The organism is Ramlibacter sp. MAHUQ-53, from assembly GCF_052600055.1.
In genome coordinates this window covers 341,665-361,686 of sequence record NZ_JBQWTS010000002.1, presented here as the reverse complement: position 1 = coordinate 361,686, position 20,022 = coordinate 341,665, and the positions used below count along the sequence as shown (strand labels likewise).

Below are 20,022 nucleotides of genomic sequence, written 5' to 3'. Positions count from 1 at the left end.
CTCAGTCTCCCTTGCGGCCGGCGCGCGCGGCGGCCAGCACGTTGATTGCTTGCGTGAGGTGGGGCTTGTCCACCATCTTCCCGTCCACCTGCACCGCGCCCGCGCCGCCCGCAGCGGCGAAGGCGTCGACGATCCGCTGCGCATGCGCGAGCTCGGCCTCGTCGGGCGTGAAGCCGGCATTGATGCCGTCCACCTGCGCCGGGTGGATGGCGATCTTGCCGGTGAAGCCGGCGCGGCGCGCGCGGCGCACCTCGCGGGCCAGCACGTCGTCGTCGCGGAAGTCGGCGGTGAGCGTGTCGATGGCCTGCACGCCGGCGTTGGCAGCCGCCAGCAAGCACAGCGAGCGGGCCATGCGGAAGGTGAGGTCGAACTCGCCGGACTCGTCGCGGTTGGTGGAGGCGCCGATCGCGGTGGACAGGTCCTCCGCGCCCCAGGTCAGGCCCGCCAGGCGCGGGCTGCAGCCGGCGAAGCCTTGCAGCGCGAACACCGCGCCCGGGGTCTCGGTGGACACCGACATGATGCGCGTGCTGCCCACCGACAGGCCCTCGCGGGCCTCGAGCGCGGTGAGGAAGTGGTCCAGTTGCGCCACATCGGCCGGCGTGGACTTGGGGAGCAGGATCCCGTCGGGCCGGCCCGGCAGGATGGCCACCAGGTCCGGCAGCGACAGCGGCGTGGCCAGCGGGTTGATGCGCACCCACAGCTGCTGGCGACTGCGGTCGCCGCGGGCGCGAAGGTAGTCCTGCACCATGCCGCGCGCCACCGGCAGGCGGTCGATGGCGACCGCGTCCTCCAGGTCGAGGATCAGGGCATCGGCAGCCGAGGTCTCGGCCTTGGCCAGTTTCTTGTCGCTGTCGCCGGGAACGAAGAGGAGGGATCGGAGCATCGGCATGAGGCAGGTTTATTGATACGGTAGCATACCATACGGTATTCTACGGTCAGGAGAGATAAAATCGATGTTCCGAGCGCATTCGGCCGACAGGCCCGAGCGCCCTCCTGAGGGAAACCGCATCCGATGACGCAATCCGCCACCAGCAAGAACACCCGCTCCGCCAAGGCCCGCGCCGCCGAGGAGGAGAACTGGGATGCCCGCCTGGGCTTCCTGATGCACGACGTCTCGCGCCTGCGCCGCAGCGTGTTCGACGAGTTCATGAAGCCCCTGGGCGTGACCCGCTCCCAGTGGTGGGTGCTGGCCTACCTCTCGCGCCACGACGGCATGATCCAGAGCGACCTGGCCAACGTGCTGGAGCTGGGCAAGGCCGCTCTCGGCGGCCTGATCGACCGGCTGGAGGCCGGCGGCTTCATCATGCGCCGCTCCGACGAGCTCGATCGCCGGGTCAAGCGCATCTTCCTGTCCAACAGCGGCGCGCACCTGGTCAAGGAAATGGTCAGGCACAACCACGACATGAGCGAGCGCATCCTCGAGGGCCTGTCCACCGAGGACCGCTATCGCCTGGCGGACATGCTGATGCTCGTGAAGCGCAACCTGGTGGCGATCCGCGGCCAGTCCGCCGCGGCGGCTGACGACGACGAGGAGTGACCGGCTCCGCGGGCGGGCGCCAGGCCCGCCCGGCCCGCCTCACTCAGGCTGGATGCCGGCCTCGCGCACCTTGCGGCCCCACAGCTCCAGCTGCGACTTCATGTAGCCGCCCAGTTCGGCGGCGTTGCCCGGCGCCACGTCGGCGCCGAGGGCAGTGAGCTTCTCCACCACCTCCTTGCGCGCCAGCATCTGGTTGATGCGTTCGCTCACCTGGTTCACGATAGCCGGCGGCACGCCCGCCGGGCCCACCACACCCACCCAGGCCGCCAGGTCGAAGCCGGGCAGCTGCGCGGCGGAAGCCACCGAGGGCAGGTCCTGCGTGAGCGCCCCCTTCTGTTCCACCGTCACGCCCAGCGCGCGGATGCGGCCCGATTGCAGGTGCGGGCGGCTGGAGGCCAGGTCCACGAACAGGAAGGTGACCTGCCCGCCAATGAGATCGGTGAGGGCCTGCGGCGTGCTCTTGTAGGGGACGGCGACCGACCCGATCCGGGTGAGGTTGGTGAAGGCCGCGCCGGCGATCTGGCCCGTGCTGTTGCCATAGGCATAGCTGGTCTTGTTCGCCGGGTTCCTCGCGTAGGCGAGCAGCTCGGGGATGGTCTTCACCGGCCCCTGCCCGTTCACCGCCAGCACGAAGGGGAAGTAGCACACGCGCGCGATCGGGGTGAAGTCCTTGATCGGGTCGTAGGGCAGGGTCTTGAACAGGAAGGGATTGACCGAGTGCGCGGTGTTGGTGGTGAGGAACAGCGTGTAGCCGTCGGGCGCGGACTTGGCCACCATCTCGGCGGCCAGGATGCCCGAAGCGCCGGGCTTGTTGTCCACCACGAAGGGCTGCTTGAACGCGGCCTGCAGGTCCTCCGCGATCATGCGCGCCACGATGTCGCTGGCGCTGCCGGCGCCGAAGGCGGTGACGATCTTCACCGGCTTGGCCGGCCAGGCCTGCGCCTGCGCCGACACCGGGGCGGCACAGGCCGCCAACATCCAGGCCAGGGTGGCCGCGATCCGCTTGAACTTCATTGCTTGTCTCCTTGGTCCGGGGATACCGCCTTCAGGCGGGATGCGGTTCTTCTCGAACTCGTATGCATGGATATTAGATGCTGGCTTACCGGGAATGGCAAGGCTCAGGCCACCTCCGCGACACGGACGATCACCCGCCGCGTCGAGCGGCGCTCCTCCACCGCCTCGAACGCCGCGGCATAGTCGTCCAGCGTGTGGCAGGCGCCCGGTTCGGGCCGCAGCGTGCCCGCGAGCACCTGGGCGAACAGGGTGTCCATCATCTCGCGCAGCGGCTGCTCGTAGCGCCTGCGCGCATCGACCGGGCTCCAGCCCAGGTACCAGCCGAAGTTGAAGCCCACCACCTCGATGTTCTTCACCAGCAGCAGGTTGGCCGGGATCTGCGGCACCTGGCCGCTGGCGAACCCGATCAGCAGGATGCAGCCCTCGGGCGCGACGAAGCGCAAGGCCTGGTCGAACTGGGCGCCGCCCACGGGGTCGAACACCAGGTCGACGCCTTCGCCGCCAGTGAGCGCCTTGATACGCTCGGCCAGCGTGTCCACGTCGTCGTTGCCGCAGGCGATGGCGTGGTGCGCGCCATGGGCCATCGCGAGCGCGCAGCGCTCGGGCGTTCGCGCCACCGCGATCACGGTGGCCCCGGCCTCGCGGGCGATCTCGATCCCGGGGATGCCGACACCGCCCGCCGCGCCCAGCACCACCACGGTCTGCCCGGGCCGGATGCCGGCGCGCCAGTGCAGCGCGGCATGCGCGGTGCCATAGGTCGTGGGGACGATCGAGGCCCTGTCCAGCGGCACGCCCTCGGGCACATGCCACACCGTCTCGGCGGTGGCGATCGCCTCCTCGCCGAACCCGCCCCAGTCGAGGGCCGCCGCGACCCGGTCACCGGGCTTGAAACGGGTGACGCCGGGGGCGACTTCGAGCACCACGCCGCTCACCTCCGTACCCGGCACGAAGGGCAGCGGCGGCTTGCGCTGGTAGCGGCCCGCGGTGACCAGCGTGAGCGCGAAGCCCACGGTGCAATAGGCCACCGCGATGCGCACGCAGCCGGGACGCAGCGCCGGCCGCTCGACGTCGGCCAGGCGCAGGCCGCGCCAGCCGTCCCAGCGCTCGCAGACCAGCGCCTTCACGCCGCGCCGCCGGGGGAGGCCAGCCGGACCAGGCGCTTGCCCGAGTTGCTGCCGGCGTAGAGGTCGGCGATGGAGCCGGGCGCGCGTTCGATGCCCTCGACGATGTCCTCGCGGTACTTCAGCCGGCCCTGGCGCACCCAGGCGGCCAGGCGCGCCACCGCCTCCTCGTAGCGGTGCTCGTAGTCCCAGACCAGGAAGCCCTGCATCGAGGCGGACTTGTTCAGGAGGTGGCGCTCCACCCGCGGGCCTTGCGGCCAGTCGTCCCAGTTCGCCACCGAGGCGGTGCCGCACACCACCACGCGGGCGTTCTTGTTCAGGAGGCGCATCACCGCGTCGGTGATCGCGCCGCTGGTGTTGTCGTGGTACACGTCCACGCCCTCGGGGCAGGCCTGCGCCAGGCGCTGCGCGAAGTCGGGCGCCTTGTAGTCGACGGCGGCATCGAAGCCGAATTCGTCCACGCACTGCGCGCACTTGGCGGGCCCGCCGGCGATGCCCACCGTGCGGCAGCCCGCGAGCTTGGCGATCTGGCCCACGGCCGATCCCACGCCGCCGGCAGCGGTGGACACGACCACGGTGTCGCCCGGCATGGCGCGGGCGATCTCCTTGAACGAGAAGTAGGCGGTGACGCCGTTGATGCCCAGCACGCCCAGCGAGAGCGAGAGCGGCAGGTCGTCCTCGCGCACCTTGCGGCGGATGCCGTGGCCGTCGCTCAGCGCGTACTCCTGCCACCCGAGCATGCCCATGACGGCGTCGCCCTCGCGGTAAGCGGGATGGCGCGAGGCCACCACGCGGCCGGCGGCGAAGCTGCGCATCACCTCGCCGATGCCCACCGCCGCCGAGTAGTTGGCCGCGGCATTCACCCAGCCCCGCATGGCGGGCTCGACCGAGAGGTATTCATTGCGCACCAGGAACTCGCCCGGCCCGGGTTCGGGCACCGGCACGGTCTCGATGCGGAAATGATCGGCCTGCGGAATGCCCACCGGGCGCGAGGCGAGGACCACGCGCCGTCCGGTCGCGGGTAGAGTCATTCGGAACCCCCTTGTGGCTTGACGTGAAGCTGCGATGGGGATTATGGTATGCCTGCGTACGATATGCAACCATCTACAAACTCCCGCTCCCGCCCCACCCCGAATACCGTCGCCTTCCGCGAGTGGATCAACGCCCGCCACGGCCTGTCGCTGGGCGACTACGAAGCCCTGCGGCAATGGTCCGTCGACCATGTCGAGGACTTCTGGCAGGCCGTGTGGGACCGCTTCGGCGTGCAGTCGCCCACCCCGCATGCCCGGGTGCTGTCCGAGGCGCGCATGCCCGGCGCGCGGTGGTTCGAGGGCGCGCAGGTCAATTACGCCAGCCATGTCTTCCAGCACCTGGCCGCCAGCGACGCCGCCGGCGCGCCGGCCCTGGTGTTCCGCAACGAGCGCCTGCAGGCCGAGGGCCGCACCGAGGCCTGGACCTGGGCCGAGCTCGCGCGCCAGGCCGGCGCCCTGGCCGCCACACTGCGTGACCACGGCGTGGGCCGCGGCGACCGCGTCGCCGCCTACCTGCCCAACATCCCGCAGGCGGTGGTGGGCCTGCTGGCCTGCGCCAGCCTGGGCGCGGTGTGGAGCCTGTGCGCGCCCGACATGGGCGTGGGCACGGTGCGGGACCGCTTCCGCCAGATCGACCCCAAGGCCCTGATCGCCTGCGACGGCTCGGTCTACGGCGGCAAGGTGGCCGACCGCCGCGCCCTGGTGGGCGAGCTGCTGGAGACCCTGCCCACGCTGCAGGTGCTGGTGCAGGTGGACTACCTGCGCGAGGCCGGCGCGCCCGAAGGCGGCGGCGACCTCGCCCCCGCCGGCTGGGGCGGCCGCCGCGTGCGCTGGGCCGACGCCGTGGCCCATGCCGCGCCGGTGGCGCCCGAGCCCCTGCCCTTCGACCACCCGCTGTGGATCCTCTACTCCAGCGGCACCACCGGCCTGCCCAAGCCCATCGTGCATGGCCATGGCGGCGTGATGCTGGAGATGCTCAAGCTCCACGCCTTCCACCTGGACCTGCACCCCAGCGCCGAGCGGGACACGGGGGACGAGCGCTTCCTCTGGTACTCCAGCTCGGGCTGGGTGATGTGGAACCTCTCGACCAGCGCCCTGCTCCTGGGCACCACCGTGTGCGTCTACGACGGCCACCCCTCCTACCCGCAGCCGGACACCCTGTGGCGGCTCGCCGACGAGGTCGGCCTCAGCTTCGTGGGCGCCGGCGCGGCGTACTACGCCAGCTGCCTGAAGGCCGGCCTGCGCCCGCGCGACACCCTGGCCCTGCGCCACCTGCGCTCGCTGGGCTCCACCGGCTCGCCGCTCTCGCCGCAGGCCTATGCCTGGGGCGAGGAGGCGGTGCGCGACGGCCTCTGGTGGTGCGTGGTCTGCGGCGGCACCGACCTGGCCAGCGCCTTCCTCGCCGGCACGCCGGAGCTGCCCACGGTGCATGGCGAGATGCAGTCACGCGCCCTGGGCGCCGACATCCAGGCCTGGGACGAGGCCGGCCGCCCCTTGCTGGGCGAGGTGGGCGAGCTGGTGTGCGTGCAGCCCATGCCCTCGATGCCGCTGTACTTCTGGGGCGACGAGGGCATGCGCCGCTACACCGACAGCTACTTCGACACCTACCCCGGCACCTGGCGCCAGGGCGACTGGCTCAAGATCACGCCCACCGGCAGCACCGTGGTCTACGGCCGCAGCGACGCCACCCTGAACCGCCACGGCCACCGCCTCGGCACCAGCGAGCTGTATCGCGTGGTGGAGGACCTGCCCGAGGTCATGGACAGCCTGGTGGTGGACCTGGAATACCTGGGCCGCGCCAGCTGGATGCCGCTGTTCGTGGTGCTGCGCCCCGGCCTGGTGCTGGACGAGCCCCTGCGTGACCGCATCCGCCAGCGGGTGCGGGCCGACCTCTCGCCGCGCTTCGTGCCCGACGAGATCGTGCAGGTGCAGGAGATCCCGCGCACGCTCACCGGCAAGAAGCAGGAGCTGCCGGTGAAGAAGCTGATGCTCGGGCGCGCGCTGCGCGAGGTGGTGAACCCGGACGCCTGCGCCAACCCGGGCGCCTTCGCCTGGTACGCCGACTACGCGGCGAAGCGCGAAGCCGCCCTGGCCCAGGGCGGCTGAGGCTCAGCGGATGGTGAAGCCGCCATCCGCCATCAGCACCGCGCCGAACGAGAAGCTCGCGCGCGGCGACAGCAGGAAGGCAATGGCCTGCGCGATCTCCTCGGCCTGCCCGAGGCGGGCCGCCGGGTGGGCGGCGGTGATCGCCTCGCGCTCGCCCGGCGTGAGCACCTGCAGCAGCGGCGTGTCGATGTAGCCCGGCCCCACGGCGTTGATCCGCAGGCCCTGGGGCGCGTAGGCGATGGCGGCGCTGCGGGTCATGCCCACCACCGCGTGCTTGGCCGCCGTGTAGGCCGGCGACTGCGCGGAGGCCACCTGCGACAGCACCGAGGCCAGGTTGACCATGGCGCCGCCCCCCTGCGCCTGCAGCAGGTGCGGGATCTGGAACTTCATGGCGTAGAACACCGCGTGCAGGTTGGTGTCGATGACGCGGTGCCAGTCGTCCATGGGCTGTTGCGCCAGCGGCACCCGGGCGCCGCTCACGCCGGCGTTGTTCACCGCCAGGTGCAGCCCGCCGAAGGCCGCCGCCACCGCATCCACCGTGCGCTCCACCGACGCGGCGTCGGTGAGGTCGGCCTGCCAGGCACGGGCCTCGGCGCCGCCGGCGCGCAGCTCGCCGGCCACGCGCTCCACGCCCTCGCCGTTGATGTCCACCAGCGCCAGCCGCGCGCCGCCGCGGGCCAGCAGGCGGGCGGTCGCCAGGCCGATGCCGGAGGCCGCGCCCGAGATCCAGGCGATGCGACCGTCGAATTCGCGCGCTTCGCTCATGCCGGGCTCACTTCACGGCGGCCGGCTGCACCTTGAAGACGCGGGCCATGAACTCGCCCACCACGCCCCGCGGCAGCAGCATCACCATCACCACGAACACCAGGCCCTGGATCACCGGCACCCACTGCGCATACCCCTGCAGGTAGCTTTGCATGGTGAGGATGAAGCCCGCGCCCACCAGCGGCCCGAACACGGTGCCGATGCCGCCCACCAGCGTCATCAGGATCACCTCGCCCGAGGCGCCCCAGCCCACGTCCACCAGCGAGGCCAGGCGGAACACCAGCACCTTGAGCGCGCCGGCCAGGCCGGCGAGGCTGGCCGACATCACGAAGGCGGCGAGCTTGTAGCGGTCCACCGCGTAGCCCAGCGAGATCGCGCGCGGCTCGTTGTCGCGGATGGCGCGCAGCACCTGCCCGAAGGGCGAGTGGATGATGCGGAAGATCAGCGCGAAGGCCAGGAAGAAGACCACCGCCACCACGTAGTACAGCGTGCGGTCGTCGGTGATGTCGATCACGCCGAACACCGGCCGGCGCGGGATCGCCGAGATGCCGTCGTCGCCGCCGGTGAAGGGGGCATTGACGCAGAAGAAGAAGAACATCTGCGCCAGCGCCAGCGTGATCATGGCGAAGTAGATGCCCTGGCGGCGGATGGAGACCAGGCCCACCACCAGCCCCGACAGCGTGGCGAACACCACGCCCAGGAGCACCGCCCACTCGGTGTGCCAGCCCCAGGCCTTGAGCGCATGGCCGGTCAGGTAGGCGGCGCCGCCGAAGAACAGCGCATGGCCGAAGGACAGCAGCCCCGCCTGCCCGAACAGCAGGTTGAACGCCGCCGCGAACAGCGCGAAGCACAGGAGCTTGGTCGCGAAGATCGGGTAGATCACGAGCGGCGCGACGGCGAGCACCGCTGCCAGCACCAGGAAGACCGTCTTGGAACGATGACGCATGGAAGAGCCTCGTGGAAGGATGCGGCGCTCAGGCCTGGCGACCGAACAGGCCGGCCGGCTTGACCAGGATCACGGCGGCCATCACCAGGAAGATGACCACGCTGGAGGCGGGCGGGTAGTAGACCTTGGTCAGCGACTCCAGCAGCCCCAGCGCGAAGCCGGTGACGATGGAGCCCAGGATCGAGCCCATGCCCCCGATCACCACCACCGCGAACACGGTGATGATCAGGCCCGAGCCCATCGAGGGCTTGACCTGGTCGATCGGCCCGGCCAGCACGCCGGCCAGCGCCGCCAGCCCCACGCCGAAGGCATAGGTCAGCGTCATCAGCCGCGGCACCGGGATGCCGAAGGTGCGCACCAGGTCCGGGTTGTCGGTGGCCGCCCGCAGGTAGGCGCCTAGGCGCGTACGCTCGATCGCCCACCAGGTGCCCAGGCACACCGCCAGCGAGGCGGCGACCACCCAGCCGCGGTAGTACGGCAGGAACATGAAGCCCAGGTCCATGCCGCCGGGCATGGGGTTGTCGTAGGGCTTGCCGGAGGAGCCGTAGATCACGGACAGCGTGCCCTCGATCATCTGCGCCAGGCCGAACGTGAGCAGCAGCTGGAACAGGTGGTTCATCTCGTACAGGCGCTTGAGGAGCGCGCGCTCCACCAGCGCGCCCAGGAGCGCCATCGCCGCCGGCACCAGCAGCAGGCTGGCCCAGTACGGCACTTTCAGGTAGTTCAGGAGCATCCAGGAGCCGAACGCGCCGAGCGTGAACTGCGCGCCATGGGTGAAGTTGATCACCCGCAGCATGCCGAAGATCACCGTGAGGCCCAGGCTCAGGACGGCGTAGAACGCCCCGTTGATCAGGCCGAGGGTCAGCTGCCCCATCAGGGCGGGCAGCGGGATTCCGAAGATGTCGGTCATTACACGCCCAGGTAGTTCTGCAGGCGATCCGGCGCGGCGCGCAGGTCGTCGTTGGAGAGCTGGTCGACCACGCGCCCGTGTTCGACCACGTAGTGGTGGTCGGCCACCGACATCGCGAAGTCCAGGCTCTGTTCCACCAGCAGCACGGTGTAGCCGCGCCGCTTCAGTTCCTGCAGCACCTGGCCGATGTGCTGCACGATCACCGGGGCCAGGCCCTCGGTGGGCTCGTCCAGCAGCAGGATGCGGCAGCCGGTGCGCAGGATGCGGGCGATGGCCAGCATCTGCTGCTCGCCGCCCGAGAGCTTGGTGCCCGGGCTGGCATGGCGCTCGGCCAGGCGCGGGAACAGCGCCAACACTTCCTCGGTGGTGAAGCCCCCGGGCGCCAGCACCGGCGGCAGCATCAGGTTCTCGCGCACGCTGAGCGAGGGGAAGATGCCGCGCTCCTCGGGGCAGTAGGCGATGCCCAGGGGCGCGATGCGCTCGGGCGGCAGGCCCACGGTCTCGGTGCCGTTGACGCGGATGGAGCCGGTGCGCTGGCGCAGCAGGCCCATGATGGCGCGCAGCGTGGTGGTCTTGCCGGCGCCGTTGCGCCCCAGCAGGGTCACCACCTGGCCGGTGGGCACGCTGAAGTCCATGCCATGCAGCACGTGGGAGGGGCCGTAGTGCCCGTGCAGGTCGCGCACCTCGAGGGCGGGCTTGACCTGGACGGTGGGTGGGTTCGCGGTCATGCAGTCGCCTTCCGGCCGATATAGGCCGCCATCACGCGCTCGTCGCGGGAGACCTCGTCGTAGCTGCCCTCGGTCAGCACCTCGCCGGCGGCCAGCACGGTGATGCGGTCGGCCAGGTCGGCGACCACGCCGAGGTTGTGTTCCACCATCAGGATGGTGCGGGTCTTCGAGACCCGGCGGATCAGGGCCGCCGTGGCGCTCACGTCCTCCAGGCCCATGCCGGAGGTGGGTTCGTCCAGCAGCAGCATCTCGGGATCGAGCGCCAGGGTGGTGGCGATCTCCAGCGCGCGCTTGCGGCCGTACGACAGGTCGCCGGCCACGGCCTGCGCCGCGTCCTGCAGGCCGACATCGGCGAGCAGCGCCATCGCCGGCGCCTCCAGCCCGGCCAGCGACTTGTCCGAGCGCCAGAACTGCATCGAGCCGCCCTGCTTGCGTTGCAGCGCCACGCGCACGTTGTCCAGGACGGTGAGCGTGGGGAAGATGGCCGAGATCTGGAAGCTGCGCACCATCCCCAGCTGCGCCACCCTCGCCGGCGGCAGGCGCGTGATGTCACGCCCCTTGAAGGTGATGCTGCCCGAGGTGGGCTCGAGCATCTTCGTCAGCAGGTTGAAGCAGGTGGTCTTGCCTGCGCCGTTGGGTCCGATCAGCGCGTGGATGTGCCCGCGCCTGACGCTCAGGTCGACGCCGTTGACCGCGGTGAAGCCCGCGAACTGCTTTCGCAGCCCGCGCACTTCCACCAGGGTGTCGGCGCTGGAAACGCTCGCCGTCACCCGGTCCTCACTTCACCAGCGGGCAGACCGTCTTGTCGGCCGGCGCGAAGGCCTGGGCCGCCGGGATGGTGGCGGCCAGGGTGTACAGGTCCCACTCGTTCTTGGACTCGGCGGGCTTCTTCACGCGGAACACGTAGCCCTCGCGGATCACGCGGCCGTCCTCGCGGATGAAGCCGTTCTTGGTCATCATGTCGTTGATGGGGGTGGACTTCATCCTGGCCAGCACCGCGGCGGTGTCGTCGGTGCCGGCGGCGGCCACGGCCTTCAGGTAGTGCTGCACCGAGCCATAGACCGAGGCCTGCACGAAGTTGGGCATCTTGCCGAAGCGGGCCTTGTAGCGGTTGGCGAAGGCGCGGGTCTGGTCGTTCTGGTCCCAGTAATAGGGCTCGGTCACGAACAGGTCCTGCGCGTTGTTCAGGCCCAGGGCCTTGACGTCGTGCAGGGTCAGGCTCAGGGCGGCCAGGCGCTGGCCGCGCTTGCGCAGGCCGAACTCCTCGGCCTGCTTGATCATGGCGGCGGCGTGGGAGGTGGTGGTGGCCATCGCGATCACGTCGGCCTTGGAGGCCTGGGCCTGCAGCAGCTGCGAGGAGAACTCGAAGGAGTTGACCGGGTGGGTGGTCGAGCCCACCACCTTGCCGCCGCCGGCCTCGATCATGCCGGTGGTGTCACGCTGCACGTTCTTGCCATAGGTGTAGTCGATCGTGACGAAGTACCAGGTCTTGCCGCCCGCATCGAGGGTGGCCTTCACCGCGCCCAGGCTCTGGGAGTAGGAGTTGTAGGTCCAGTGGATGCCGTTGGGCGAGCAGTTCTTGCCGGTGATGTCGGAGCTGGCCGAGCTGTTGAAGATGGCGATGCGGTTCTTCTCCTTGGCCAGGTCCTGCACGCCCAGGGCCACGGTGGTGATGCCGATGTCGAAGATGGCACGCACGCCGGAGTCGTACCACTGGCGGGCGATGGTCAGGCCGGTGTCGGGCTTGTTCAGGTGGTCGCCCTCCAGCAGCTCGATGGGGCGATTCAGCACGCGGCCGCCGAAGTCCTCGATCGCCATCTTGGCGGCCACCGCCGAGCCCGGGCCGGAGAGGTCGGCCACGAAGCCCGACATGTCGGTCAGGATGCCGATCTTCAGCGGGTTGGCGGCCTGGGCCCAGGCGCCGGGGGCGGCCAGGGCCAGCGAGGCGGCGGCGCAGGCCGCGAGGGTGAAGCGGCGCGAGGCGCGGCCCAGGGCAGTGGTCGGGGTCTTCTTCATGGTCATGTCTCCGTGACGCGGGTGGGAACTCGGGGGTGAACGTTCGCGGTCGGCTGCGGGTGGGGCCTCAGGCGTGGTGCACGTACTTCCTGTGCAGGTAACTCTCCAGGCCCTCGGGGCCGCCTTCCTGGCCATAGCCGCTGTCCTTGAGGCCGCCGAAGGGCGCCTCGATGGCGGAGACCGAGAAGGTGTTGATGCCGATGCCGCCGGCCTGCAGCTCGTCGCCCACCGCCACCGCGGTGGCGGCGGACTGGGTGAAGGCGTAGGCGGCCAGGCCGTAGGGCGTATCGTTGGCGCGGGCCAGGCCCTCCTCCAGCGTGGAGAAGCGGCGCACCAGGGCCAGCGGGCCGAAGGGCTCGATGCGCAGGGCCTGCGCGGACTCGGGCGTGTCGGCCACCAGGGTGGGACGGAAGAAGTTGCCGCGGTCGCCGACCCGGCTGCCGCCGGCCACCACGCGGCCGCCGCCGGCCACGGCGTCGGCCAGCAGGCCTTCGATCGCCTCGACCCGGCGCGTGTTCGCCAGCGCGCCCATCTGGTTGGCGGGGTCCAGACCGGGGCCGACCTTGAGCGCGTCCAGCGCCTGCGCGTAGCGGGCGACGAAGGCGTCGTGGATGCCCTCCTGCACCAGGAAGCGGGTGGGCGAGGTGCAGACCTGGCCGGCATTGCGGCTCTTGCCCTGCACGCAGGTGGCCACGGTGCGCTCGAGGTCGGCGTCGTCGAAGACCAGCACCGGCGCATGGCCGCCCAGTTCCAGCGTGCAGGGCTTGGGCCCCACCGCCGCCAGGCGGGCCAGCTCGCGGCCCACGCCGGTGGAGCCGGTGAAGGTGACCTTGCGGATCACGGGCGACGTGATCAGGTGGGACGAGACCTCGGCGGGCACGCCGAACACCACGTTCAGCACGCCGGCGGGCAGGCCGGCGTCGGCCAGGGCCTGCGCCAGCACCATCGTCGACTGCGGCGTCTCCTCCGAGGGCTTGATGACGACGCTGCAGCCGGCGGCCAGCGCCGGCGCGATCTTGCGCGCCGGCAGGATGGCGGGGAAGTTCCAGGGCGTGAAGGCCGCCACCGGGCCCAGCGGCTGCGGGATCACCAGCTGCCGGGTGCCCCGCACCCGCGCCGGGATCACCCGGCCATAGGAGCGCAGCGCCTCCTGCGCGTACCACTCGAAGGTCTCGGCACTGAGGGTGAACTCCAGGCGCGACTCGGCCAGGGTCTTGCCCTGCTCCAGGGTCATCAGGCGGGCCATGTCCTCGACCCGCTCGCGCACCAGGGCGGCGGTCCGCATCAGCACCGCGGCGCGCTCCTGCGGCGACTTCAGCCGCCACAGCTCGAAGCCCGCCGCGGCCGCGGCCAGGGCATCGTCCAGGTCCTGCGCGCTGGCGCGCGGCACCTCGGCCAGCACCTCGCCAGTGGCCGGGTTGCGGACCTCGCCGGCGACGCCCTGCCCGCCCGCGCGCCAGGCGCCGGCGATGTACTGCCGGACCACGGGGTAGGCCTGGGCGTCTCTTGCGTTCATGGGTGTCTCCTGAGGGGCGGGTTGAATTTTGGCGAAGCATATCGTCTGCTTCAATACGGCCTATCAGGTGTTATCCCTGATTTAGACCACATGCATATCGTTGACATGCATACGAGTTTGTCGATAGCATCCCACCCCATCGGCTTGCCGGGCGACCGTGCCCCGGCGCCGCCACGCGGAGTCCCCCATGGCACTACATCCCTTCGTGCAGAAGATGCTGGAGGCGGCGCGCGCCGCCGGCCGCCCGGCGCTGTCGGCCGGCACGCCGCAGCAGTCGCGAGAGCTGGTCGCCACCACCCGCGCCGCGCTGGGCGCCGGGCCCCAGGTCGGCGAGGTGCGAGACCTGCGCATTCCCACCCGCGCCGGCGAGGTGCCGGCGCGCCTGTACCGGGCCGCCGGCGGGTCCGAGCCCGGGCTGGTGGTCTACCTCCACGGCGGCGGCTGGGTCTGCGGCTCGGTGGACGACTTCGATGTCCTGACCCGCGCGCTGGTCGACAAGTCGGGCTGCGCCGTGCTGTCGGTGGACTACCGCCTCGCGCCGGAGCACCCCTTCCCCGCCGGCCTGGAGGATGCGCAGGACGCGATCGCCTGGGCCCACGACCACCTCGCCAGCCTGATCGGCGGCCCTGGCCGCCTGGCCGTGGCCGGCGACAGCGCGGGCGGCAACCTGGCCACCGTGGCCGTGGCCCGCCTGGCCGGGCGCGCGCAGGTGGCCCTGCAGTGCCTCTTCTACCCCGTGGCCGACAGCGACTTCACCCGCCCGAGCTACCGCGCGCACAGCCAGGGCATGCCCCTGACGGATGCCGACATGGACTGGTTCTTCCGCCACTACGCGCCGCCGTCGCTCTGGCAGCACCCCGACATCGCCCCGGTGCGCCGCGACGACCTCGCGGGCCATCCCCCGGCCTGGATCGCGGTCGCCGAGTACGACGTGCTCCACGACGAAGCCGTGGCCTATGCCGAACGCCTGCGCGCCGCGGGCGTGCCCGTCACCCTGGAGCGCGCGGACGGCCTGCCGCACGGCTTCGCCCGCATGCTGAACCTGATTCCCGAGGCCGACGCCGTGGTGACCCGGGCCGCCGCCGAGATCCGCCGCCGCTGCGCCGCCCCCTGACCGACAGACCGACCGACAACACGAGGAGACCCCCATGAATGCACCCCGGACCGAGCGCTTCGACGTCGTGGTCGTGGGCGCCGGCTTCGCCGGCCTGTACCTGCTGCACCGCCTGCGCAAGCAGGGCCTGAAGGTGGCCGTGCTGGAGGCCGGCGACAACGTCGGCGGCACCTGGTACTGGAACCGCTACCCCGGCGCGCGCTGCGATGTCGAGAGCCTGGAGTACTCCTACTCCTTCGACGAGGCGCTGCAGCAGGAGTGGCGCTGGAGCGAGCGCTACGCCGCCCAGCCCGAGATCCTTCGCTACATCAACCATGTGGCCGACCGCTTCGACCTGCGCCGCGACATCCGCCTGGAGACCCGCGTCACCGACGCCGAGTTCGACCCCGCCGCGAACCGCTGGACCGTCACCACCGGCAACGGCCAGGTGCTGCAGGCGCGCTTCTGCGTCATGGCCACCGGCTGCCTGTCCAACGCCCAGGTGCCGAAGTTCCCCGGCCTGGACAGCTTCCAGGGCCGCTGGTTCCACACCGGCTTCTGGCCGAAGGAGGGCGTGGACTTCACCGGCCAGCGCGTGGGCATCGTCGGCACCGGCTCCACCGGCATCCAGGTGATCCCGATCGTGGCCAGGCAGGCCGCGCACCTGACCGTGTTCCAGCGCACGGCGAACTACAGCATTCCCCTGCGCAACGGCCCGCTGACCGACGAGGCCGACCAGGCCGTCAAGCGCCGCTACGCCGAGGTGCGGCAGCAGGCCCGCACCAGCCCCTCGGGCGTGGCCGGCTTCACCGTCCCCACCCGCGGCGTGCTGGAGACGCCGCCCGAGGAGGTGGAGAAGGCCTTCCAGGCCCGCTGGGATTTCGGCGGCATCGGCTTCACCCGCACCTTCAACGACGTGCTGTTCAAGGAGGAGGCCAACCGCATCGCCCGCGAGTTCGTGGTCCCGCGCATGCTCGCGCCGGTGCGCGACCCGGCGCTGCGCGCGAAGCTCACGCCCACCTACCCGATCGGCACCAAGCGCCTGTGCGGCGACACCGGCTACTTCGAGACCTACAACCGCGACAACGTCACCCTGGTCGACCTCAAGGCCGACCCGATCGAGGCCATCACGCCCACCGGCCTCCGCACGAAGGACGCGCACCACGACCTGGACGCGATCATCTTCGCCACCGGCTTCGACGCCATCACCGGCGCCCTGCTCTCGGTGAACATGCGGGTCAAGGGCGGCGGCGACCTGCGCAGCGCCTGGGCCCAGGGCCCGCGCGCCTACCTGGGCCTGATGACCGCCGGCCTGCCGAACCTGTTCATGGTGACCGGCCCGGGCAGCCCCTCCGTCCTGAGCAACGTGGTGGTCTCGATCGAGCAGCATGTGGACTGGATCGCCGACTGCCTTGAGAACCTGAAGGCCCGAGGCATCAACCGGATCGAGGCGACCGCGCAGGCGCAGGAGGACTGGGGCCGGCATGTCGACGAGCTGGCCAGCCGGTCGCTGCTGCCGGACACCGCCTCCTGGTATGTCGGCGCCAACATCCCGGGCAAGCCCCGGGTGTTCATGCCCTACATGGGCGGCGTCGGCGTGTTCCGCCGCAAGTGCGACGAGATCGCCCGCGACGGCTATGCCGGCTTCGCCCTGTCCACCGTGCCCGAGGCGGACTGATTTCCCTGCAACCCCATTCACCGTACCCATGAATTTCGCTGAGACCGAAGACCAGACCGCGATCCGCACCGCGGTCGAAGACATCTGCAAGACCTTTACCGACGACTACTGGCTGGAGCGTGACCGCGAAGGCGGCTTCCCGATGGACTTCTACCGCGCCATGGCCGGCGCCGGCTGGCTCGGCATCGCCATGCCGCAGGAGTACGGCGGCGCGGGCCTGGGCATCCTCGAGGCCTGCATGATGATGGAGGCCGTCTCGGGCTCGGGCGCGGGCATGTCGGGCGCGTCCGCGATCCACATGAACGTGTTCGGGCTGCACCCGGTGGTGGTGTACGGCACCGAGGAACAGAAGAAGCGCTGGCTGCCGCCCATCATCCGCGGCGAGGTGCAGGCCTGCTTCGGCGTGACCGAGCCCAACACCGGCCTGAACACCCTCAAGCTCAAGACCTTCGCCGAGCGCCGCGGCGACCGCTATGTGGTCAAGGGCCAGAAGATCTGGATCTCCACCGCGCAGGTGGCGCACAAGATCCTGCTGCTGGCGCGCACCACGAAGATCGAGGACGTGAAGAACCCGCGGCATGGCCTGAGCCTGTTCTACACCGACCTGGACCGCACCAAGGTGCAGGTGCGCGAGATCGAGAAGATGGGCCGCAAGGCGGTGGACTCCAACGAGCTGTTCATCGACGGCCTGGAGATCCCGGTGGAGGACCGCATCGGCGAAGAGGGCCGCGGCTTCGACTACATCCTGCACGGCCTGAACCCGGAGCGCGTGCTGCTCGCCGCCGAGGCCATCGGCCTGGGCGTGGCGGCGCTGCGCCGCGCCACCCGCTACGCCAACGAGCGCGTGGTGTTCGACCGCCCCATCGGCAAGAACCAGGGCGTGCAGCACCCGCTGGCGCAGCGCTGGGTGGAGCTGGAAGCGGGCCGCCTGATGTACCAGCGCGCCGCCTGGCTGTACGACCAGGGCCAGCCCTGCGGCCCCGAGTCCAACGCCGCCAAGTACCTGTGCGCCGAGGCCGGCTTCACCGCCTGCGAGACCGCGGTGCTCACGCACGGCGGCTTCGGCTACGCCAAGGAATACCACGTGGAGCGCTACCTGCGCGAGGCCATGCTCCCGCGCATCGCGCCGATTTCCCCGCAGTTGATCCTGTGCAACATCGCGGAGAAGGCGCTGGGCCTACCCAAGTCGTACTGACCCGGCCTGCGCCATCGCCTGGACTTCGGCCTCGCCGAAGCCCAGCTCGCGCAGGATCTCCGCCGAGTGCTGGCCCAGCATCGGCGGCGGGCGGCGCAGCTTCGTGCGCTCGCCGTCCAGGCGCACCGGCTGCGCCACCGAGCGCAGCGCACCCAGCTGCGGGTGCTGGTAGCCGTACACCATGCCGCTGGCCTCGGTGTGCGGGTTGGCGGACAGCTCCCCCAGCGAGTGCAGCGGCGAGCACGGAATGCCCTTGGCCGAGAGCTGCTCGATCCAGGTGTCGCGCGGGCGGGTGCGCAGCACCTCCTGCACGCGGCCCACGGTCTCGGCGCGGTGCGCCACGCGGTCGGGGTTGGTCCGAAAGCGCGGGTCATCCACCATGTCCTGCAGGCCGGCGACCTCGCAGAAGGCGCGCCACAGGGTTTCGTTGGCCACGCCCAGGATCAGGGGCCGGTCCTGCGTCTCGAAGGCCTCGTAGGGGCACAGCGACTCGTGCCCCGAGCCCGGGCGCTCGGGCTCGGTGCCGCGCTCCCAGAAGCTCTGGAGGAAGTAGCCGAGGAAGCCGGTGGCGGTGTCGAACAGCGAGGCCTCCACGCGGCCGCCCAGGCCGGTGCGCTCGCGCTCCAGCAGGGCCGCCTGGATGCCGATCAGGGCATGCAGGCCGGTGGCCTGGTCCACCGGCGAGAAGGGGCTGCGCACCGCCTTGCCGCCGCGCTCGCCGGTGATGGACAGCATGCCGCAGTAGGCCTGCAGGATCACGTCGTAGCCCTTGCCCTCCTTCATCGGGCCGACGCTGCCGAAGCCGCTGATGCTGCAGCACACCGCGCGCGGGTTGAGTTCGGCCAGGCGCTGCGCGCCGACACCGAGGCGCTCGGCCACGCCGGGGCCGAAGCTCTCGATGATCACGTCGGCCTGCTTGATCAGGCGGTCGACCACCTCGCGGCCATGGGGGCTGCGCAGGTCCAGCGCGATGCTGCGCTTGTTGCGGTTGGCGCTCAGGAAGATGGCGCCGGTCGGGGCGGCATCGTCCACCTTGCGCAGGGGCGGCCACTGGCGGGTGTCGTCCCCGCCCTCGATCGGTTCCACCTTGATCACCTCGGCGCCCATGTCGCCGAGGTACTGGGCGCACAGCGGGCCGGCCAGCACCTTCGACATGTCCAGCACCTTCAGGCCGGCCAGGGGGGTCGCACTCATGGTTTCTCCAGGGATTGCATCAAGTTAGTTCGCTACCATATCATATGAATGGCTACGTAAAAAATCCATTCCCCATCCCCCACCGAGAAGGAGACATCCCATGAGCGCCTGGGCCATCGTTGCCAACAACGAACCACTGCAACCGATCGAACAGGCGCCGCTGCAGGCGCAGGGCTGCGAGGTGGTGCTGGAGGTCACGCATGCCGGCGTCTGCCATTCCGACCTCCATCTCTGGCACGGCTACTACAACATGGGCGGCGGCAAGCGGATGATGCTGGCCGACCGCGGCGTGACGCTGCCGCGCGTGCCGGGCCACGAGATCGTGGGCCGGGTGGTGCGCGTCGGCCCCGACGCGCAGGGCGTGAAGGTGGGTGACCACCGCATTGTGTTTCCCTGGCTTGGCTGCGGACAGTGCGAGGTGTGCCGCGCGGGACAGGACAACCTGTGCAACCAGCCCTGCGCCCTTGGCGTGCGCCAGGACGGCGGCTACGGCAAGGAGGTGAAGGTGCCGCATCCGCGCTTCCTGGTGGACTTCGGCGACATCGACCCGGCCTTCGCCGCCACCCTCGCCTGCTCCGGCATCACCGTGTACTCCGCGATCCGCAAGCTGATGCCCATGGACCCCGACACGCCGGTGGTCCTGTTCGGCGCCGGCGGCCTGGGCCTGGCGGCGATCTGCATGCTGCAGGCCCTGGGGCACCGTCGCATCGTCTCGGTGGACATCGGCGCGGACAAGCGCGAGGCCGCCCTGGAGATGGGCGCTACCGCCGTCGTCGACGGCAACGCGCCGGACCTGGTGGCCGCGATCCATGCCGTCACCGGCGGGCCGGTGATGGCGGCGATGGACTTCGTGAACATCTCCTCCACGGCCACCGTCGGCCTGGAGATCCTCGGCAAGTCCGGCCGGCTGGTGCTGGTGGGCGTGGGCGGCGGCGAGCTGATGGTGTCGCTGGCCGGCATGATCTTCCGGCCCCGCACGGTCATGGGCAGCATGACCGGCAACCCGCAGGACCTGCGCGATGTCGCCGAGCTGGCCCGCAGCGGCAAGCTCAAGGCGCTGCCGATCACCCGCATGGAGAAGGACCGCGCCAATGAGGCCGTCTACATGCTGAACGAGGGCCGCGCCAAGGGCCGCATCGTGCTGGTCTGACCCTGCGGACAGGACCGCAGCG

At 70.8% G+C, this 20,022-nt stretch carries 18 protein-coding genes; 6 read left to right on the top strand and 12 right to left on the bottom strand.

Translation table 11 applies throughout. The features are described from left to right. Window position 1 precedes the first annotated feature (1 nt). Window positions 2–883, bottom strand: a complete 882-nt coding sequence (locus ACT80S_RS05130; protein ID WP_377413436.1) for an HpcH/HpaI aldolase/citrate lyase family protein — start codon at window positions 881–883, stop codon at window positions 2–4. Between the two features lie 129 nt (window positions 884–1,012). Here ACT80S_RS05130 and ACT80S_RS05125 point away from each other — a divergent pair, with 129 nt between their 5' ends. Beyond that, complete coding sequence (locus ACT80S_RS05125; RefSeq protein ID WP_377413434.1) at window positions 1,013–1,537, top strand: MarR family winged helix-turn-helix transcriptional regulator; 525 nt, start codon at window positions 1,013–1,015, stop codon at window positions 1,535–1,537. Window positions 1,538–1,576: 39 nt separating this feature from the next. On the opposite strand, the gene ACT80S_RS05120 is transcribed toward ACT80S_RS05125, so the two are convergent. The 3 genes from ACT80S_RS05120 to ACT80S_RS05110 all read right to left on the bottom strand — a co-directional run bounded on the left by ACT80S_RS05120 (window position 1,577) and on the right by ACT80S_RS05110 (window position 4,703). Next, window positions 1,577–2,551 carry a Bug family tripartite tricarboxylate transporter substrate binding protein gene (locus ACT80S_RS05120; protein ID WP_377413431.1) on the bottom strand — a complete coding sequence of 325 codons (975 nt, stop codon included), beginning with the start codon at window positions 2,549–2,551 and terminating at the stop codon, window positions 1,577–1,579. Between the two features lie 104 nt (window positions 2,552–2,655). Beyond that, entirely contained in the window at window positions 2,656–3,675 is a 1,020-nt protein-coding gene (locus tag ACT80S_RS05115; protein ID WP_377413429.1) for an NADPH:quinone oxidoreductase family protein, read from the bottom strand. Continuing rightward, window positions 3,672–4,703: an NADP-dependent oxidoreductase gene (locus tag ACT80S_RS05110; RefSeq protein WP_377413426.1), complete on the bottom strand. Its 1,032-nt coding sequence runs from the start codon at window positions 4,701–4,703 to the stop codon at window positions 3,672–3,674. Before ACT80S_RS05110 ends, ACT80S_RS05115 begins: the two co-directional genes overlap by 4 nt. 63 nt (window positions 4,704–4,766) lie before the next feature. Here ACT80S_RS05110 and ACT80S_RS05105 point away from each other — a divergent pair, with 63 nt between their 5' ends. Continuing rightward, complete coding sequence (locus ACT80S_RS05105) at window positions 4,767–6,809, top strand: acetoacetate--CoA ligase (protein ID WP_377413423.1); 2,043 nt, start codon at window positions 4,767–4,769, stop codon at window positions 6,807–6,809. Between the two features lie 3 nt (window positions 6,810–6,812). On the opposite strand, the gene ACT80S_RS05100 is transcribed toward ACT80S_RS05105, so the two are convergent. From ACT80S_RS05100 to ACT80S_RS05070, 7 genes are all read right to left on the bottom strand, one after another. Then, window positions 6,813–7,574, bottom strand: coding sequence for an SDR family NAD(P)-dependent oxidoreductase (locus ACT80S_RS05100; RefSeq protein ID WP_377413421.1), 762 nt, complete (start codon window positions 7,572–7,574; stop codon window positions 6,813–6,815). Window positions 7,575–7,581: 7 nt separating this feature from the next. Continuing rightward, the gene (locus ACT80S_RS05095; protein WP_377413419.1) at window positions 7,582–8,520 is read right to left on the bottom strand and encodes a branched-chain amino acid ABC transporter permease; all 939 of its coding nucleotides are present in this window, start codon (window positions 8,518–8,520) and stop codon (window positions 7,582–7,584) included. Between the two features lie 28 nt (window positions 8,521–8,548). Further along, entirely contained in the window at window positions 8,549–9,430 is an 882-nt protein-coding gene (locus tag ACT80S_RS05090; protein WP_377413417.1) for a branched-chain amino acid ABC transporter permease, read from the bottom strand. Continuing rightward, window positions 9,430–10,158: an ABC transporter ATP-binding protein gene (locus tag ACT80S_RS05085; protein WP_377413415.1), complete on the bottom strand. Its 729-nt coding sequence runs from the start codon at window positions 10,156–10,158 to the stop codon at window positions 9,430–9,432. The genes ACT80S_RS05090 and ACT80S_RS05085 overlap by 1 nt, the downstream gene beginning before the upstream one ends. Then, window positions 10,155–10,928 (bottom strand): ABC transporter ATP-binding protein, encoded by a 774-nt coding sequence (locus tag ACT80S_RS05080; RefSeq protein ID WP_377413412.1) that lies wholly within the window; start codon window positions 10,926–10,928, stop codon window positions 10,155–10,157. Before ACT80S_RS05080 ends, ACT80S_RS05085 begins: the two co-directional genes overlap by 4 nt. Window positions 10,929–10,935: 7 nt before the next feature. Further along, window positions 10,936–12,174 carry an ABC transporter substrate-binding protein gene (locus ACT80S_RS05075; protein ID WP_377413410.1) on the bottom strand — a complete coding sequence of 413 codons (1,239 nt, stop codon included), beginning with the start codon at window positions 12,172–12,174 and terminating at the stop codon, window positions 10,936–10,938. 67 nt (window positions 12,175–12,241) lie between these two features. After that, window positions 12,242–13,690, bottom strand: a complete 1,449-nt coding sequence (locus tag ACT80S_RS05070; protein ID WP_377413408.1) for an NAD-dependent succinate-semialdehyde dehydrogenase — start codon at window positions 13,688–13,690, stop codon at window positions 12,242–12,244. Window positions 13,691–13,877: 187 nt separating this feature from the next. Here ACT80S_RS05070 and ACT80S_RS05065 point away from each other — a divergent pair, with 187 nt between their 5' ends. The 3 genes from ACT80S_RS05065 to ACT80S_RS05055 are packed head-to-tail and all read left to right on the top strand — an operon-like array spanning window position 13,878 to window position 17,656. Further along, window positions 13,878–14,804 (top strand): alpha/beta hydrolase, encoded by a 927-nt coding sequence (locus ACT80S_RS05065; RefSeq protein WP_377413406.1) that lies wholly within the window; start codon window positions 13,878–13,880, stop codon window positions 14,802–14,804. Between the two features lie 34 nt (window positions 14,805–14,838). Next, window positions 14,839–16,461: a flavin-containing monooxygenase gene (locus ACT80S_RS05060; RefSeq protein WP_377413404.1), complete on the top strand. Its 1,623-nt coding sequence runs from the start codon at window positions 14,839–14,841 to the stop codon at window positions 16,459–16,461. Window positions 16,462–16,489: 28 nt separating this feature from the next. After that, window positions 16,490–17,656 carry an acyl-CoA dehydrogenase family protein gene (locus tag ACT80S_RS05055; RefSeq protein ID WP_377413402.1) on the top strand — a complete coding sequence of 389 codons (1,167 nt, stop codon included), beginning with the start codon at window positions 16,490–16,492 and terminating at the stop codon, window positions 17,654–17,656. Here ACT80S_RS05055 and ACT80S_RS05050 read toward each other — a convergent pair. Next, a complete protein-coding gene (locus tag ACT80S_RS05050) occupies window positions 17,639–18,850 on the bottom strand; it encodes a CaiB/BaiF CoA transferase family protein (RefSeq protein WP_377413400.1) in 1,212 nt (403 codons plus the stop codon). The genes ACT80S_RS05055 and ACT80S_RS05050 overlap by 18 nt on opposite strands. Before the next feature lie 100 nt (window positions 18,851–18,950). Between ACT80S_RS05050 and ACT80S_RS05045 the strand changes: the two genes are divergently transcribed. Further along, window positions 18,951–20,000 carry an alcohol dehydrogenase gene (locus tag ACT80S_RS05045; protein WP_377413397.1) on the top strand — a complete coding sequence of 350 codons (1,050 nt, stop codon included), beginning with the start codon at window positions 18,951–18,953 and terminating at the stop codon, window positions 19,998–20,000. The last annotated feature ends 22 nt before the right edge of the window (window positions 20,001–20,022 follow it).